Here is a 15,841-nt window from a genome sequence, read left to right as displayed (position 1 = left end):
TGTCGGTTCCTTGCGATGCTGCTTGCCGATTGTAGTCGCTGGAGTATGCAAAAGGCCCGAATATCCGGGTGTTCTCACGGGATATTCGGGCCTGAATTCAGGATGTGGCAGGGGAGACTACGCGGCGAGCGCCTTCGCGAGCTCCTCGTCCAGCGCGTTCATGAATCCGTCGGTGTCGAGCCATGCCTGGTCGGGGCCGATCAGCGTGGCCAGATCCTTGGTCATACGGCCGGATTCGACGGTGGAGACGATCACCTGCTCCAGCGTGTCGGCGAAATGCGCGACCTCGGGGGTGCCGTCGAGCTTGGCGCGGTGGCGCAGGCCGCCGGTCCAAGCGAAAATGGAGGCGATCGGGTTGGTGGAGGTCTTCTCGCCGGCCTGCCAACGGCGGTAGTGGCGGGTCACGGTGCCGTGCGCGGCCTCGGCCTCGACGGTCTGTCCGTCCGGGGTCATGAGCACGGAGGTCATCAGGCCGAGCGAGCCGAAGCCTTGGGCCACCGTGTCGGACTGCACGTCGCCGTCGTAGTTCTTGCAGGCCCACACGTATCCGCCGCTCCACTTGAGCGAGCTGGCGACCATATCGTCGATGAGGCGGTGCTCGTAGGTCAGTCCTTCGGCCTCGAAGCGCTGCTTGTACTCGGTTTCGAAGACTTCGGCGAAGATGTCCTTGAATTGGCCGTCGTAGGCCTTGAGGATCGTGTTCTTCGTGGAGAGGTACACCGGGTAGTGGCGCAGCAGACCGTAGTTGAAGCAGGCGCGCGCGAAGCCGCGGATGGACTCGTTCACGTTGTACTGCACCTGGGCCACGCCGCCTTCGGCGGGATAGTCGTAGACCACGTGCTCGATCGGCTCGGAGCCGTCATCGGGGGTGAAGGTGACGGTGAGGCGGCCCGCCCCCGGCACCTTGAAGTCGGTGGCCTTGTACTGGTCGCCGAAGGCGTGGCGGGCCACGACGATCGGCTTGGTCCAGCCGGGCACCAGACGCGGCACGTTGCTCATCACGATCGGCTCGCGGAAGATCGTGCCGCCGAGGATGTTGCGGATGGTGCCGTTGGGGGACTTCCACATCTTCTTGAGGCCGAATTCCTTGACTCGCGCCTCGTCGGGCGTGATGGTGGCGCATTTGACGCCCACATGATGCTTCTTGATGGCCTCGGCCGAATCGATCGTCACCTGGTCGTCGGTGGCGTCGCGGTTCTCGATGCCCAGATCGTAGTATTCCAGATCCACATCGAGATAGGGCAGAATCAGACGGTCCTTGATGTCCTTCCAGATGACGCGGGTCATTTCGTCGCCGTCGAGTTCGACGACCGTGCCTTCGACCTTGATTTTGGCCATGCTTCCTCCTCTATGGGTGCGTGGGGTCTTAGGGCTATTCATAGCGCATGTTTGTAAACGGAACGTGCCCGCGTTCGGCTATGTGGACACCTTCGACGCGGACTTGTCCCCGTCTGCGCCGCGCATTAGCCTAGAAGCCATGTCTCAGGAAATTGAAATCGGTTTGGGCAAAAAGGCCCGTCTCGCGTATTCGTTGGATGATGTGGCCATCGTTCCCTCCCGTCGCACGCGCGACAGCGAGGATGTGTCGACCTCATGGCAGATCGACGCCTATGAGTTCGACGTGCCGGTGATCGGCGCTCCCATGGATTCGGTGACGAGTCCGGCGACTGCCATCGCCATGGGGCGTCTCGGCGCGCTCGGCGTGCTCGACCTCGAAGGCCTGTGGACCCGTTACGACGATCCGACCCCGCTGCTGGACGAAATCGCGAATCTGCCGGCGGAACGCGCCACCGCGCGCATCCAGGAGATCTACGCGGAGCCGATCAAGGCGGAGCTCATCACCCGTCGCCTGCATGAGATCCGCGACGCCGGCGTCACGGTGGCCGGCGCGCTCTCCCCGCAGCGCACCCAGCAGTTCTATTCAACCGTGGTCGAGGCGGGCGTCGACCTGTTCGTGATCCGCGGCACCGTGGTGTCCGCCGAGCATGTGTCGATGGGGCATGAGCCGTTGAATCTGAAGAAGTTCATCTACGATCTCGACGTGCCGGTGATCGTGGGCGGCGCCGCCAACTACACCGCCGCGCTGCATCTGATGCGCACCGGCGCGGCCGGCGTGCTGGTCGGCTTCGGCGGCGGCGCCGTATCCGCCACGCGCCAGACCATCGGCGTGCAGGCGCCGATGGCCACCGCGATCGCCGACGTCGCCGAGGCCCGCCGCGACTATATGGACGAGTCCGGCGGCCGCTACGTGCAGGTCATCGCCGATGGCGGCATGGGCGACTCCGGCAGCTTCGTCAAAGCGCTGGCGTTGGGCGCGGACGCCGTGATGCTGGGCGCGCCGCTCGCCCGTGCGGCCGAAGCTCCGGGCCAAGGCACGCATTGGGGCGCGGAAGCCCGCCATCAGACCCTGCCACGCGGCTACCGCACCACGGTGGGCACGGTTGGTTCGCTGGAGCAGATCCTGTTCGGCCCCAGCCATGTGGCGGACGGCACCACCAACTTCGTCGGCGCGCTGCGCCGCGCGATGGCCTCGACGGGATACGTCGACGTGAAGAACTTCCAGCGTTGCGGCATGGTGGTGAACCCCAACTCCATACGCTGAAGTTATCCACAGTTATCCACTTATGCACAGGAGCGTCCGGTCGGCTTGACTGGACGCTCCTATTGTGTTGTGCTGATGCATAGCCGCCGACGATGACGGCCTTGAGCAGAGAAGGGAAAGAACCCGTGCGTCAGTACAACCATGACTCCAGCCAGAACGATAACGATATCAGCGGGATTCTGCCCGTTCGCGAACGCCGGCCCATCCCTGCAAGCGACGGATTCATCGTCACCGAACTGTCCGAAAGGCCGGTGAAATACCATATCGCCCGCACCTTCCATGGAGGTCCGAACGACGCCGAATGCCATTCGTTGGCTATGTCGTCGTGCCGCATCGCCTGCTATGCGACGGATGCGGTGCGAGGCAAGATCAACGTCGAGCATCTGCACCGGGCCCTGACCTCGCAGTGCATAGACCGTCTGCAGACCATGGCCTATCTGGTCGACACCCATATGCTCACCCATCCCGAGTTGAAGGCGAGGTTCTGCTACCTTCCCGCCGTCCCGCACTGGATCACCGGCATGCTGATCAGTGACGACACCTTGGAGACGGCCGTGCAGCTGACCATCGGCCGTGACTCGTATCTGGCGAATATGAAATTGAAGATCATCGGCTCCCGATGGATGTGCACATACGCCGACCTTGGCTGAGTCGGTGTGGTCTCCCGCCCGCGTGGGCAGGGATATCGGCGGCGCGGCCATGCGCCGCCGATATCCGTGTCCGGCCTATAGTGGTGCGTATGTTGCGTGAATATATCTCCGATCCCCGGTACGTCACCACCGAGGAAGACACGATTTTCGCCCTGCTGGCCAACCGGGCCGGTGCGGATCCGGACGATCTTATCGCCCAGTGGCAGGATGAGGAGACCCGCCGTTGGCGGGATGTGACCGCAGGGCAGATGCTTGAGCGTGTGCGCGCCGTCGCCAAAGGCCTGATGGGGCTGGGCGCCAAGCCCGGCAGCATGGTGGCCATCTACTCGGCCACCTGCTACGAGTGGGGCGTGGTCGATTTCGCCTGCGCTGCCATCGGAGCGGTGAGCGTCCCGATCTACGAAACCGATTCAGCGAAACAGGCCGCCTCCATCATCGACGACACCACGCCGCTGATCGCGTTCGCCGGCGACTATGACCACGCCCAGACCCTCGAACAGATCAGGGTCGACCGCGAGCATCTCAAATACGTGTTCAACTTCAAGGCGGACGGACTCGACGCGGTGGCCGATTTCGGCGAACGGGTGGACGACGGCGAGCTCGACCGCGCCATCGCGCGCGTCAAAGCGGACGACATGTCCACCATCGTGTACACCTCCGGTTCCACGGGCAAGCCGAAAGGGGCGATGCTCTCGCACCGCAACTTCACCCATATCGTCCACAACGGCTATGAGATCCTCAACAACGTGCTCTACCAGCCGAACCGTCTGCTGCTGTTCCTGCCGCTGGCGCACTGCTTCGCGCGCTACATCCAGTACGTGGCCATCGGTGGGCACGGCGTGGTGGGATACGTGCCCAGCGCCAAGCATCTGCTCGCCGACCTGCGCTCCTTCAAACCGACCTATCTGCTCGGCGTGCCGCGCGTGTTCGAGAAGGTCTACAACGCCGCATCGCAGAAGGCCGGCGCCGGCATCAAGGGCCGTATCTTCGCCCAGGCGTTCGCGCATTTCGTCCAATGGTCGAAGGAGGAGCAGTCGGGTGCCGGACATTCCCTCGTCGCCCGGCTCAAGCATATGTTCTACATGCAGACCGTCGGCACGTCGGTGCGCTCCGCCCTGGGGCCGAACCTCAGGTATCTGGCCTGCGGCGGCGCTCCGCTCAACGCCGATCTGGCGCATTTCTTCAACGGCATGGACGACATCACGTTCATTCAGGGCTACGGTATGACCGAGACGGCCGCTCCGATGCTCGTCAACTGGGAGGACGACAACGTGGTCGGTTCCGTCGGCAAGCCGGGGCCGGGCATGGGCGTGCGTCTCGGCGAGGACGACGAGCTGCTGCTCACCGGTCCCAACGTGTTCCTCGGCTACTACAAGCAACCCGAACTCACCGCCGCCGCCATGACCGAGGACGGATGGATCCGCTCCGGCGATTTGGGCACCATCGACGAGAACGGTTTCGTGGCCATCACCGGCCGTAAGAAGGACATCATCATCACCGCGGGCGGCAAGAACGTCAGCCCCGCGCCTATGGAGGATGTGATCAACACCTGCCCGATCGTCTCCCACACGGTCGTCGTGGGCGACGGCAAGCCGTTCATCGCGGCGCTAGTCGAGCTTGACGACGAGATGACGCGCTCATGGCTGGGCTCGCAAGGTCTCAACGCGGATATGTCGATGGCCGAAGTCGCGCAAAGCGACGCGGTGCGCGCGTTCATCCAGCAGTACATCGACCAGGCGAATGCGAATGTGTCCCGCGCCGAATCGGTGCGTAAATTCGTCATTCTCGATGAGGAATTCACTCAGGAGTCCGGCACGCTGACGCCAAGTATGAAGATGGTCCGTCCGAAGGTGCTCGCGCGCTACGCCGATCTGATCGAGAACGAGCTGTACGCGCCCAAGGCTTCCTCAAGGCCGGTGCCGGCCACCGCCCGGATCATCGACCGCACCACGGAGACGGTGCAGCAGATGAGCGAATCGGTCAAACAGGCCTCGGAGAACATGAGCCCGAAGATGCGTCAGGCGTACGAGCGCACGCGCGCCAGCGTGTCGGATTCGCTTGCTACCGTGTCGGAGAAGATCAAAAAGCAGCAGCCGGACGGTTTCGAGGCGGACGATGACGCCCCGGCCGCCGGTGGAGCTGACGACATGCCCGCCGCCGACGACGCGGCCGGCGCGACCAACGAGGAGCAGTGAGTTTTGGCAATCCGTGAGATTCGTGTCGTACCCGATCCCGTGCTGCGCACGCCCTGCGACGAGATCAAGGAGATCACCCCGGCCGTGCGCCGCCTGGTCGACGATCTCGTCGAAACCGTGGACGATCCTGGTCGGGCCGGTCTGTCCGCCAACCAGATCGGTGTGAACCTGCGCGCCTTCTCCTACAATATCGACGGCAAGGTGGGCTATGTGCTCAACCCGGTGATCGAGGAGACCAGCGGCGAGCAGTACGGCGACGAGGGATGTCTGTCCGTGCCCGGCCTGTGGTACAAAACCCGCCGTGCCGACTATGCGCGCGTGCGCGGCATCGACCTCGACGGCAAGCCGGTCGTGCTCGAAGGGCATGGACTGATGGGCCGTATGCTCCAGCATGAATGCGACCATCTCGACGGCCATGTCTACCTCGACCGACTGGAGAAGGAGGAGCGTCGCGCCGCGCTCAAATACATGCGCGAACACGCCAAGTGAACTTCCGCGAAGACCCCGCCAAACGGCGGGGTCTTATGCTATCCTAAGAGTTTGTGTGTGCCACCCCGGTTTCCGGGCGCGGTCGCAGGCGTTCGGGGCCACCCAACTGATCCCTACCGGCACGCACGCATATCGCGCCATGTCCGCGACGGCCTGTGTCGGTCGGCTGACCTCCCGAGAGGGGGCGACGCTGCACGCAGGTGCGCATGGCCAGGCAAGAACCGACAATGAAAGGTAGCATTACCATGGCTCAGATCGCTATGAGCGACATGCTGAAGGCCGGCCTGCACTTCGGCCATCAGACCCGCCGCTGGAACCCGAAGATGAAGCAGTTCATCCTCACCCAGCGCAACGGCATCCACATCATCAACCTGTTCAAGTCGCTCGACATGATCGACAAGGCGTACGACTTCATCAAGACCACCGTGGCCCACAACGGCACCGTGCTCTTCGTCGGCACCAAGAAGCAGGCCCAGGAGGCCGTTTCCAACCAGGCCGTCCGTGTGAACATGCCCTACGTCTCCGAGCGTTGGCTCGGCGGCATGCTGACCAACTTCCAGACCGTGTCCAAGCGCGTCAACCGCCTCAAGGAACTTGAGGAGATGGACTTCTCCGACGTGCGCGGCTCCGGCCTGACCAAGAAGGAGCTGCTGCTGCTCGAGCGCGAGAAGGACAAGCTCAACAAGCAGCTGGGCGGTATCCGCAACATGACCCGCACGCCGTCCGCGATGTTCGTCGTCGACATCAACAAGGAGGCGCTGGCCGTCGAGGAAGCCCACAAGCTGGGCATCCCGGTCGTCGCCATCGTCGACACCAACACCGATCCGGAAGCCGTCGAGTACCCGATTCCGGCGAACGATGACGCCATCCGCGGCATCGAACTGCTGACCAGCCTCATGGCTGACGCGGTCGCCGAGGGTCTTATCGAGCGTTCCGGCAAGGCCACCAAGGCCGAAGGCGAGACCGCTGAGCAGCCGATGGCCGCTTGGGAGAAGGAGCTCCTGGAGAACCAGGCCGCTCCCGCCGAGGCCGCCGAGGCTGAAGCTGAATCCACCGAGGCCGAGGCCGAACAGGCCGAGTGAATCCAACCGTGAATGGGAGGCGTGTTCCGCGCGCCTCCCGGTTTACGGGAACATCACACTTTCAACAAGGGAGACAAACACATGGCAGCAATTACCGCCGCTCTGATCAAGCAGGTGCGTGAAGACACCGGCGCCGGCATGATGGACGTCAAGAAGGCCCTCACCGAGGCCGAAGGCGACGTCGCCCGCGCCAAGGAGATCATCCGCGCCAAGGGCATCGCCGCCGCCGGCAAGCGCGAAGGCCGCAAGGCCCAGGAAGGCACCATCGGCTCCAAGGTCGTCGAGACCGCCGAAGGCCAGACCGGCTACGCCGTCGAGCTGAACTCCGAAACCGACTTCGTGGCCAAGACCCCGAAGTTCGTCGAGTTCACCGACGAGCTGCTCGGCTACGCCGTTGAGGCGAACGCCGACTCCGCCGACGAGCTGCTGGCCGCCAAGGTCGGCGACGCCACCGTGAAGGAGGCCGTCGAGGAGGCCGCCGCCCTGTTCGGCGAGCACGTCAAGGTCGGCCAGTTCGCGAAGATCTCCGGCGAGCACGTCGAGGTCTACGCCCACAAGAAGTCCGCCGAGATGCCGCCGAGCATCGTCGCGATGATCGCCACCGACAAGGCCGGCGCCGCCGTCGCGCACGAGGCCGCGCTGCAGATCTCCGCGATGGGCGCCCAGTGGCTGACCCGCGAGGACGTTCCGGCCGATGTGGTCGAGTCCGAGCGCCGCGTCGCCACCGAGAAGTCCCTCGCCGAGGGCAAGCCGGAGCAGATCGTTCCCAAGATCGTCGAAGGCCGTCTCAACGCCTTCTACAAGGAGAGCGTGCTGCTTGAGCAGGCCTACGTCAAGGATCCGTCCAAGACCGTCGGCGACCTGTTCAAGGAAGTGGGCGGCAAGGCCGTGGCCTTCGCCCGCGTCGAGGTCGGCAAGGGCGAAGAGGAGTGAGCTTGGCTCACCGTCTTCGGTCATGACTGACTGAACATACGCATTCGGCCGCGCATCCCGATTCGGGTGCGCGGCCTTTGCATACGGCCGTGCTAGACAAGCGGCCGATTGTCCGACAGATAGTCCGAAAGAATCGACAGACCTTTGGCGAGGCGTTCCGGTGCGCCGGCCGTGGAAAGGGCTATCCGCAGATATCGCCGCTTCTGGCGCGGGCCCGACAGAAAACGGTCGGAATGGTAGACGCGCACTCCCGCGTTCTGGAGTTCCTTTTCGATCCGCGCGCCGTCCCGTTGGTCGTCTATCGGCAGCCAACGGTAGAAGCTGAGAGGATGGCCGAAATCCGGCGCATCCGGGAAGAAACCACGGAACAGCGCATTCATTTCGGCCAGCAGATCGCGCTTCCGGTGAATGATCTTGCTCGCCGTTCCGGAGGTGATCAGTTCGCTGATGATCTCCGCGTCCAGCGAGGATGTTTTCACGTTCACGTTGAACAGTGCCTGCAGGATCCGCTCGCGGAACTCATCCGGATAGACGAGATACGCGACGCGCAGACCGGAGCAGATCGGTTTCGAAGTACCGCACAGATATATCGTCCGATCCGGAACCAGCAGCGCCATCGGGCCTTGGTAATCCGCGACGACGCCGGCCGTGAACAGGGCATGGATGTCGTCTTCGATCAGAATCAGCCGATGTCTCGCGATGACGTCCGCCAACTCCCTCTTCCGTCGTTCGGAGACCATCGCCGTCGTGGGATTGCAGCAGGACGGCATCAGAAAAACGCCCTGCACGGGGTTGAGTCCATGCTGCGCCTCCAGCTCATCCGCCCGCATGCCTTCGTCGTCCGCCGCGACGGGTGCGAGCTGGATATGGAGCGTCTTCGCCAGCTCGATGAAATTCGCATAGGTGTAGGTGTCCACGGCGATGCGGTCGCCGGGGTCGAACAAGGCGATGAGCGCCAGCGCGAGTCCGTTCTGCGTTCCCGACACGATAGCCAGATGGTCGGTGTCGGTTCGCAGACCGATGCCGCGCAGCCAGTCGACGCCCGCGGCCTTATGGTGCGGCATGCCCGTCGGATGGTCGTAATCGAGCAGTTGCGGGACATGCCTGTTCCTCGCCACGGAGGCGATGGCCTCGGCGACCATCGCGTTGCAGGATTCGAAGGATCCGACGAATCCCAGGTCGATGCTTTCCCGCGCGAGGTTCGCGGTCGATATGGTGGCCGACCTCGCCGCGTTGGGTGCCACGAAGGTTCCGCTGCCGGTGGTCGCGTACAGCAGTCCTTTCAGCTCGCATAAGCGGTAGGTTCGGGTGACCGTGGTGAAATTGATGCCCAGATAGTCGGCCAGATCGCGCTGCGACGGCAGTCGCACGCCCGGGGCGAGCGAGCCGTCCGCGATGTCGCGTTCCAACTGTTCGGCGAGCGACGCGTAGATCGGGCGTTTCAGGCTGCTTCGATCCGGCTTCCAGGAGAGCGCGGAAGCCCACAGCGCATTGTGTCGCGGCATGACGACCTCCCAATGTAATCCATACAATTCTCGTTCTTAATTGTATGGAATATAACCGTATGATGCAGTCGACATGCGGAAAGGAGCGTGGATCATGGCAATACGAACGGTAAGCATCATCGGACTCGGCGCGGAGGGCAGCGTCGCCTACTACGCCGCAAGACGCTCGTTGGGCGCGGGTCGGGTGCGCGTCATCGCGACAGGGGAGCGCGCGGAGCGGCTCAAACGTGACGGCATGGTCATCAACGGGGAATCCTACGAGCTGAACGTGGTCGCGCCAGGCGAGGGGCGGAGCGCGCCGGATCTGCTGGTCGTAGCGGTGAAAAGCTACCAGCTTCAAGGGATTCTGGACGACATCGCACGGGAGATCGACGGCCACACCACGCTGATGAGCCTGATCAACGGCCTATCCAGCGAGGAGACGCTGGCGAGACGGTTCGGCGCGGGGCATGTCGTCTACTGCATGAGCAAAATCAATGCGAAGAAGTCGGGCAATCATGTCGACTTCAAACCGGTCGGGCAGATCGCCATAGGAGAGAAGGACGGAACGGTCAGCGGCAGGGTCAAGGACGCGCACGCACTGTTCGCGGACGCCGTCCCCTGCGCGATCAGCGACGACATCTATCTGGAGATATGGCGCAAATACATGCTCAACGCCGCCTGCAACACGGTGGAGGCCATCTTCCGTGGGCGGCACCGCTGGTTCCAGCGAATCCCCGAAGCCCGTGACGCGATGGAGTGCGTCATGCGGGAGATCGTAGCCCTCGCCGAGGCGATGGACGTGGGCCTGACCCAGCGGGACATACGGGATCTGGACGGCTTCTTCGACGATTACGATCCGGACGGCATGTGCAGCATGGTCCAGGACGTGCTGCACGGGAACCAGACGGAGATCGATATGTTCATGGGCGAGGCGCTGCGGATGGGGCGGGAACACGGCGTGGATCTTCCCGTATGCCGTTTCGTCTACGACATCATCACGTCCATCGACAAAGCCAACGCCGGCGCTCTTGACGAGCGCGTAAACGAATCCCCCGATGTGTGACCGGTTGGCTCAATCGTCATCCGAACACTTCGATGGCGGCGATCAGTGGGAGAACGTCGAAATCGACTCGCTCCCGCCCGTAGGCGTCGAGGAAACGGTTGTCGTATCGGTCGGTATGCAGATTGAACCGCAGAGTCCATAATGCCCAGAACACGTCCACATGCCGGTCTCCGACGCCGCCGGAATCAAGATCCATGAAACCGGAGAACCGCCAGTCGTCGAGAATGATGTTCGGCAGGCAGTAATCGCCGTGGAGCAGCGTGTCCGTATGCAGCAGATGTTTGCGCTCGACGATGACGCGGTGTATTTCGCTGAGTGAGGCGGGACCGAACATATCGGTGAAGAACGACGGATCGACGCGTCCGATGCGCCGTCCTTCTTTGGCGCGTTCCAGATATCGCGTTGTGTGGTCGGGCACCGGGCATCCGTCGGTCGGCATCGTATGGAGGGCCGCCAGACGTTCGGCCATGAGATCGGCCAAACGTTCGGGCTGCTCCATGTATTGCGATGCGGTGCAATCCTCGCCGGGCAATCGCTTGGTGAGCAGCCAATCGCAGCTATGACGCGGATCCTGATCGTAGCGCAGCGTTTCGGCGGCGAGTCCGCGTTCATGGAAGAATCTCGTGAGTTCGGCCTCGCGTTGGAGGGTGCCCAACTTCGCGCGTTTCAGAAAGAAGCCGTCTTCATGGTCGATGAACGTCACCCGCGCTTCGGGCGACGAACTGCTGTCGAACATGGGCGCATGCGCCAGCGAATCATCCAGCCAGTGCGGTAAGACTGGCCGCTGAAGAGATGTTCGTTTCATGTTCTCGAGCATAACCGTTCGAACGTCTTGTTCGGAAGGCAACGGTGAATGTGTGGCGTGCTTGACATGTATGGATGTCGCATCCGCGGGCGTGGTTCATGGTTCGCGTACTCCGGACTGGTGATGCATGATACATTCTCTTCGTACCGTTTTCCCAATTCAGAAAAGAGACCTGCCATGTCCTGGGATGAGTCCTGTATCGAGACCGTGACCACAGGGGCGCGGCTTCGCGGGGCGTTGACTGCGGTGGGTTTGGGGCGCACGGACTCATGCTTCGTGCACACCAAACTCAGCGCGTTCGGATTCATACCGGGCGGCGAGCAGACCGTGGTCGATGTGCTCAAGGACGTGCTGTGCGAAGGCGACATCATGATGTCGGCGCAGAGCTTGGACCTGTCCGATCCGCAATACTGGGGATATCCGCCGGTGGATGCGGCGTTGGTCGATGATGTGCGCAACGCCTTGCCCGCGTTCGACGCCGCGACCACGCCCGTGCATGGATTGGGACGCACCCCGGAATATTTCCGTGCGCTGCCCGGCACCCGCCGCAGCGATCATCCGTTGTATTCGATGAGCGCATGGGGCGCGCACGCCGACTGGCTGTGCGGAATCGCGGAAGGGCGGGGCGCCGCCGGCAACGGCGTATACGATATGCCGTTCGGCGAGAACAGTCCCATCGCCAGACTGTGCGAACTGGACGGCAAGGTGATTTTCCTCGGAACCGACTTCGAATCCTGCACGGCCATCCACCACGCCGAATCGCTGATCGGGCGTCCGGTCATTCAAGAGACCGCACCGGTCCGTCAAATCGACGCGGTCACCGGTGAGCGCACGGTCGAATGGGTCACCTTCGACACCGTGGAACTCGACCGCTACGAGGACTTCTCCCGATTCGGCGAACACTTCCTCGCCAAGCACGGCGATGCGATCCGTCGAACGAGCGTCGGCGGCGCGCAGATCCTCGCATTCCCCATCCGAACGCTGGTGGACGCCGCCCGCGACTACTATCGCGCCCGTGATCATGAACTCATTTCGGCGTGATTCGTGAAGCGTCCTTATCTTATGTTCGGAAGCGTTGACGATTGCGCTTACCGTGGCGTTTCATCGATGTTCGGCACGTCGAAAGGGTCGGCGACCTGTATGCGTTCGTTGCTGGCTTGATCGGCGTAGGGAAGTAATACGTCGAGTACCTGCGGGGCCTGGTCAATCACCGCATGGTAGAGCGTTTCGAAATCCAATCCATCGTAATTGTGGGTGATCCAGTCACGCATTCCCGCCACCTTGCGCCATTCGATGGAGCTTTCATGTCGCCTGAACTCTTCCGATAACCTTTTGACGTGCTCGCCGCAGCGGGCGAAGGCCATGGCCACGGCGTTCTGCTTTTCGTCGTCGGTTTCGAATTCCTCCAGCGTCATGTCTCCGAGGAAACGCTGTGCGTCATGCAGCGCGCGAATGATGGCGATGATATGGATGAGGTCTCGGTCGCTATACGCCGTGTCCATATTCCTTCTTTCAGATGATGCGGAACATTGGCTTGGAGGTCACGCTGTTGACGAATAGTATCCGCTGTGTTTCCGCAAGCCGATCGCTCAGCGGCGTGGTGAAATAGTCTTTGCGAACAAGATCGACGTTTCGGCCGAACGCCTGTTCGAGGTCGTCGCGCAACGCCCATGAATCAATCGGTGGGTTGGCTTCAGGGGAGAAGCGGTAGATGAGGTCCACGTCTGAGTGTGCGGTGCCCTCGCCTCTCGCCATGGATCCGAACAGGTAGAGCTCGTCGACGAAATGTTTGGTGGCGATTGGGCGCGCGATATCGGCGATTTGTTGTGGCGTGGTTTTGCGGGACAGCTCGTCGAGCGCGTCGCTGTATCGGTCGAGGAATTCCTGCGTCGGATTGCCTCTGACGGCGCGGGAAAGCACCGGCGCGGAGACACCCATGGCGTCGGCGACGCTGCTCTGCGTGAAATCCAATGCCGCGCGCCGCTCGTTTAATGCTGCAATGCTTTCCATATCCGCTATCTTAGCCTATATGCTAATGGTATGTGGGTGATTATGCTGTTGCGACGCCTTAGGGCATGGTGCGCTGTTCGCTCTGCCCAATCCACCTATGGAACTTGTTCCCAAATACGAAGAGCCAGATTGGCACGGAATGACGCTGTGATGACAAGGTGTGCGAGGTGGTTACTCTTTCCTGAAGATGCATGTAAGCAGGCTGCCGAATGCGTTGCCGAGCGCTGCGATGATGCCGCATGAGATGATGCGGAACCAGGAGCTGGCATTGCAGAAGATGAATATCGTTGGAATGAACAGTAGAACGACGATTATCGGATACTGATAACGCCGCCCGCGGCGCAGGCCATACGCTATGGAAGTCACGAACAGGACAAGAGTCATGACAATCAGCATCAGAACTATGCCGCTCCCGGTATCCTGAATCGCCGACGGAACAACATAGAAATCAATGATGACGACGATATAGAGCCATGGGTCGGACCATGTTGCGTGCATACGACCTCTCTTGGCCTTGCGACTATTGTTGCGGCACGTGCCTGTCGCTCGGCGTGCCAACGGGATAGCATGATGGTTGTGTATGAGAATGCGATGATAGCGGCGGCGGCTGAGACCACTCAGGTCGCGGACTTTGTGGCGAAACGGCAGTTCGCGCCGATGTATATCTGGTTGGACATCGCGTTTCTGCTGGTGTTCGCAGGATTGCTGCTGTGGCGGCGCAAAACCATGACGGTGCTGGTAGGGCTCGCCGCCGGCGTGCTGTATTTCGCCGTCGACTACGGCATCTTCAACCTCGCGTTGCACACGCGCAGCATCGAAGGCGGATCGATGTTCTGGGTGCTGCTGTGGATGTCGATGAGCTACGGGTTTACGAATTTCGCATGGATCTGGCTGTGGATATCCAAAGACAGCCATCTGTTCGAATGGTCGCTGCTCATCCTCGGATGGTGGTTCTGCGCGCCGCCGATCGTGCAGACGCTGGTCGCGCGGTTCGCACCCGATCAAGCCGACCATCCCATCATCATCCAACGCACCACCGGTGCCTATCACGGATGGATGGCACTTATTCTATTCGTCGGATATCTGGCCTTGATCATCTGGAATCTCGCACACGAACGTCGCTCCCAGCGCGTGAACATCCCCTGGCTGCTCGCCATCGGCGTGCTCGTGCAATTCGGATGGGAATTGGGACTGTTGATCGGCGGCATCCGCTCCGCGGGTCTTGGCCTGCAGGAGACGTTGAAGCCGCTGGTGGTCAACTCGCTGCTCGAAACCAACCTCGGCATGCCCTATGTGTACGTGATTTTCCTCGCTGTCACCGCGCGATATACCGAAACCCTCTCCAAGCGCACCCATCCGATCACCATGCTCGAACGTCTGGCTGAAAACAACGCCGAGTGCGTGACGCATTAGTCCGGCGAATACGCATCTTGGTCGTCGCAAATCCGCGACAAGCGAAATCAAAGGAGACGGAACGGCTGCGATGTTCAGCTGGGCGTGCAATGTTCAGGCTGTGAATCGTCTAATCGGCGTGCTTGCCGACGCTCATCAGCACGGCAGCAAAAATCAGCGCGAAGCCGACGATGGAATTCCATCCGATGACCTCGTCCCAGAACAGCGCGGAGAACCCCACTGCGAACAGGCTTTTCATACACGGTTCGCCGCCGTGTATGTCATTACGCGCTCGGTGTGGTGGTGATGCGGCAATGCGTTTTGAACGTCGCGGTATGTTCGAGGTATGGTGGGGCGCATGGGATCACCGTTGTTTGTACGTCGGGTGCGTATTGATTGGAACGCGTTGCCTGACGGCTCCTATGTGCGGGGCATCACGGCGTTACAGGACGTTGATGAGGTGACATTCGACGTGCCGGTGACGTTCTTCGTGGGGGAGAACGGATCCGGTAAGTCCACGCTGCTGGAAGCGATCGCGCTCGCCTGCGGATTCAATGCGGAAGGCGGTACGCGCAACTATCGTTTCTCCACCTACGACGATGTGTCCGAACTGGCCGATGCGGTACTCGTGGAGCGGCAACGGTCGTTGACTCAGTCCAGCTACTTCCTGCGCGCGGAGAGCTTCTTCACCATGGCCACCAAGGCGCGTGAATACGCCGTCGGCAGGTCCGATGCGCGCGCGAGACTGCACGAGCAATCCCACGGCGAAAGCTTTATGAGTTGGATACAGTCGTTCAGCGGTCCGGGTCTCTGTGTGATGGATGAGCCCGAGGCCGCGCTTTCCCCACAGCGTCAGCTTTCGTTGCTGGCGTTGCTGTCCGAACTCGCGCAAGCCGGTTCGCAGTTCATCATCGCCACCCATTCGCCGGTGCTGCTCGCCTTGCCAAACGCCACGATTCTCTCGTTCGACGATGGGCGGGTACATCCCATCTCCTATGAGGACACCGAGTCGTACCGCATCACCGACATGATCATCAACCGCCGCGAGTCGCTGCTCCGTCACCTTATCGACGAGATATAGCATTCCTGCCAAAGGCGGCGGAGGCTGGTATGAGACGTTGAGTTAACGATGA

16 protein-coding genes and 1 pseudogene are annotated in these 15,841 nt (G+C 61.8%); 10 read left to right on the top strand and 7 right to left on the bottom strand.

Annotated elements, in window-relative coordinates; all coding sequences use genetic code 11:
* Positions 1–117: 117 nt before the first annotated feature.
* Positions 118–1,338 carry an NADP-dependent isocitrate dehydrogenase gene (locus BE0216_RS02100; protein WP_072726151.1) on the bottom strand — a complete coding sequence of 407 codons (1,221 nt, stop codon included), beginning with the start codon at positions 1,336–1,338 and terminating at the stop codon, positions 118–120.
* A gap of 139 nt (positions 1,339–1,477) precedes the next feature.
* On the opposite strand from BE0216_RS02100, the gene BE0216_RS02095 reads away from it, so the two are divergent.
* From BE0216_RS02095 to tsf, 6 genes are all read left to right on the top strand, one after another.
* Positions 1,478–2,602: a GuaB3 family IMP dehydrogenase-related protein gene (locus tag BE0216_RS02095; RefSeq protein WP_094636143.1), complete on the top strand. Its 1,125-nt coding sequence runs from the start codon at positions 1,478–1,480 to the stop codon at positions 2,600–2,602.
* A gap of 125 nt (positions 2,603–2,727) precedes the next feature.
* Positions 2,728–3,252 (top strand): hypothetical protein, encoded by a 525-nt coding sequence (locus tag BE0216_RS11920; protein WP_226805674.1) that lies wholly within the window; start codon positions 2,728–2,730, stop codon positions 3,250–3,252.
* Between the two features lie 89 nt (positions 3,253–3,341).
* Positions 3,342–5,447: an AMP-dependent synthetase/ligase gene (locus BE0216_RS02085; RefSeq protein WP_169714243.1), complete on the top strand. Its 2,106-nt coding sequence runs from the start codon at positions 3,342–3,344 to the stop codon at positions 5,445–5,447.
* 3 nt (positions 5,448–5,450) lie between these two features.
* A complete protein-coding gene (def, locus tag BE0216_RS02080) occupies positions 5,451–5,936 on the top strand; it encodes a peptide deformylase (RefSeq protein WP_094636144.1) in 486 nt (161 codons plus the stop codon).
* A gap of 245 nt (positions 5,937–6,181) precedes the next feature.
* Positions 6,182–7,018 (top strand): 30S ribosomal protein S2, encoded by an 837-nt coding sequence (gene rpsB / locus BE0216_RS02075; RefSeq protein ID WP_094636145.1) that lies wholly within the window; start codon positions 6,182–6,184, stop codon positions 7,016–7,018.
* 81 nt (positions 7,019–7,099) lie between these two features.
* The gene (gene tsf, locus BE0216_RS02070; RefSeq protein WP_094636146.1) at positions 7,100–7,951 is read left to right on the top strand and encodes a translation elongation factor Ts; all 852 of its coding nucleotides are present in this window, start codon (positions 7,100–7,102) and stop codon (positions 7,949–7,951) included.
* A 92-nt stretch (positions 7,952–8,043) separates the two neighbouring features.
* Here the strand turns inward: tsf and BE0216_RS02065 are convergent, their stop codons facing one another.
* Complete coding sequence (locus tag BE0216_RS02065; RefSeq protein WP_094636147.1) at positions 8,044–9,456, bottom strand: aminotransferase-like domain-containing protein; 1,413 nt, start codon at positions 9,454–9,456, stop codon at positions 8,044–8,046.
* Between the two features lie 94 nt (positions 9,457–9,550).
* Here BE0216_RS02065 and BE0216_RS02060 point away from each other — a divergent pair, with 94 nt between their 5' ends.
* Positions 9,551–10,501: a ketopantoate reductase family protein gene (locus BE0216_RS02060; protein WP_158217172.1), complete on the top strand. Its 951-nt coding sequence runs from the start codon at positions 9,551–9,553 to the stop codon at positions 10,499–10,501.
* 16 nt (positions 10,502–10,517) lie between these two features.
* On the opposite strand, the gene BE0216_RS02055 is transcribed toward BE0216_RS02060, so the two are convergent.
* On the bottom strand, positions 10,518–11,237 hold the full coding sequence (locus BE0216_RS02055; protein WP_226805673.1) for an aminoglycoside 3'-phosphotransferase: 720 nt from the start codon (positions 11,235–11,237) through the stop codon (positions 10,518–10,520).
* Between the two features lie 246 nt (positions 11,238–11,483).
* Here BE0216_RS02055 and BE0216_RS02050 point away from each other — a divergent pair, with 246 nt between their 5' ends.
* Positions 11,484–12,347: an aminoglycoside N(3)-acetyltransferase gene (locus BE0216_RS02050; RefSeq protein ID WP_094636149.1), complete on the top strand. Its 864-nt coding sequence runs from the start codon at positions 11,484–11,486 to the stop codon at positions 12,345–12,347.
* Between the two features lie 47 nt (positions 12,348–12,394).
* Here BE0216_RS02050 and BE0216_RS02045 read toward each other — a convergent pair whose 3' ends face one another.
* From BE0216_RS02045 to BE0216_RS02035, 3 genes are all read right to left on the bottom strand, one after another.
* Positions 12,395–12,808, bottom strand: coding sequence for a HepT-like ribonuclease domain-containing protein (locus BE0216_RS02045; RefSeq protein WP_094636150.1), 414 nt, complete (start codon positions 12,806–12,808; stop codon positions 12,395–12,397).
* Positions 12,809–12,818: 10 nt separating this feature from the next.
* Positions 12,819–13,316 carry a nucleotidyltransferase domain-containing protein gene (locus tag BE0216_RS02040; protein WP_094636151.1) on the bottom strand — a complete coding sequence of 166 codons (498 nt, stop codon included), beginning with the start codon at positions 13,314–13,316 and terminating at the stop codon, positions 12,819–12,821.
* A gap of 171 nt (positions 13,317–13,487) precedes the next feature.
* Positions 13,488–13,814, bottom strand: coding sequence for a hypothetical protein (locus BE0216_RS02035; protein WP_094636152.1), 327 nt, complete (start codon positions 13,812–13,814; stop codon positions 13,488–13,490).
* 69 nt (positions 13,815–13,883) lie between these two features.
* Here BE0216_RS02035 and BE0216_RS02030 point away from each other — a divergent pair, with 69 nt between their 5' ends.
* The gene (locus BE0216_RS02030) at positions 13,884–14,729 is read left to right on the top strand and encodes a hypothetical protein (protein WP_193042825.1); all 846 of its coding nucleotides are present in this window, start codon (positions 13,884–13,886) and stop codon (positions 14,727–14,729) included.
* Positions 14,730–14,838: 109 nt separating this feature from the next.
* Here the strand turns inward: BE0216_RS02030 and BE0216_RS02025 are convergent.
* Positions 14,839–14,970 (bottom strand): annotated as a pseudogene (locus tag BE0216_RS02025) (DMT family transporter); the annotation flags it as partial.
* A 96-nt stretch (positions 14,971–15,066) separates the two neighbouring features.
* On the opposite strand from BE0216_RS02025, the gene BE0216_RS02020 reads away from it, so the two are divergent.
* Complete coding sequence (locus BE0216_RS02020) at positions 15,067–15,789, top strand: AAA family ATPase (protein WP_094636153.1); 723 nt, start codon at positions 15,067–15,069, stop codon at positions 15,787–15,789.
* Positions 15,790–15,841: the final 52 nt, after the last annotated feature.

Origin of the sequence: Bifidobacterium eulemuris, from assembly GCF_014898155.1 — a bacterium.
GTDB lineage: Bacteria > Actinomycetota > Actinomycetes > Actinomycetales > Bifidobacteriaceae > Bifidobacterium > Bifidobacterium eulemuris.
This window is presented reverse-complemented; position numbering and strand designations above follow the sequence as displayed.

Bases quoted from the DNA above. Each gene is read 5' to 3' on its own strand.
- BE0216_RS02100 (WP_072726151.1), bottom strand. From the start codon at position 1,338: ATGGCCAAAATCAAGGTCGAAGGCACGGTCGTCGAACTCGACGGCGAC.
- BE0216_RS02095 (WP_094636143.1), top strand. From the start codon at position 1,478: ATGTCTCAGGAAATTGAAATCGGTTTGGGCAAAAAGGCCCGTCTCGCG.
- BE0216_RS02085 (WP_169714243.1), top strand. From the start codon at position 3,342: ATGTTGCGTGAATATATCTCCGATCCCCGGTACGTCACCACCGAGGAA.
- rpsB (WP_094636145.1), top strand. From the start codon at position 6,182: ATGGCTCAGATCGCTATGAGCGACATGCTGAAGGCCGGCCTGCACTTC.
- tsf (WP_094636146.1), top strand. From the start codon at position 7,100: ATGGCAGCAATTACCGCCGCTCTGATCAAGCAGGTGCGTGAAGACACC.
- BE0216_RS02065 (WP_094636147.1), bottom strand. From the start codon at position 9,456: ATGCCGCGACACAATGCGCTGTGGGCTTCCGCGCTCTCCTGGAAGCCG.
- BE0216_RS02060 (WP_158217172.1), top strand. From the start codon at position 9,551: ATGGCAATACGAACGGTAAGCATCATCGGACTCGGCGCGGAGGGCAGC.
- BE0216_RS02055 (WP_226805673.1), bottom strand. From the start codon at position 11,237: ATGTTCGACAGCAGTTCGTCGCCCGAAGCGCGGGTGACGTTCATCGAC.
- BE0216_RS02050 (WP_094636149.1), top strand. From the start codon at position 11,484: ATGTCCTGGGATGAGTCCTGTATCGAGACCGTGACCACAGGGGCGCGG.
- BE0216_RS02045 (WP_094636150.1), bottom strand. From the start codon at position 12,808: ATGGACACGGCGTATAGCGACCGAGACCTCATCCATATCATCGCCATC.
- BE0216_RS02040 (WP_094636151.1), bottom strand. From the start codon at position 13,316: ATGGAAAGCATTGCAGCATTAAACGAGCGGCGCGCGGCATTGGATTTC.
- BE0216_RS02035 (WP_094636152.1), bottom strand. From the start codon at position 13,814: ATGCACGCAACATGGTCCGACCCATGGCTCTATATCGTCGTCATCATT.
- BE0216_RS02030 (WP_193042825.1), top strand. From the start codon at position 13,884: ATGATGGTTGTGTATGAGAATGCGATGATAGCGGCGGCGGCTGAGACC.
- BE0216_RS02020 (WP_094636153.1), top strand. From the start codon at position 15,067: ATGGGATCACCGTTGTTTGTACGTCGGGTGCGTATTGATTGGAACGCG.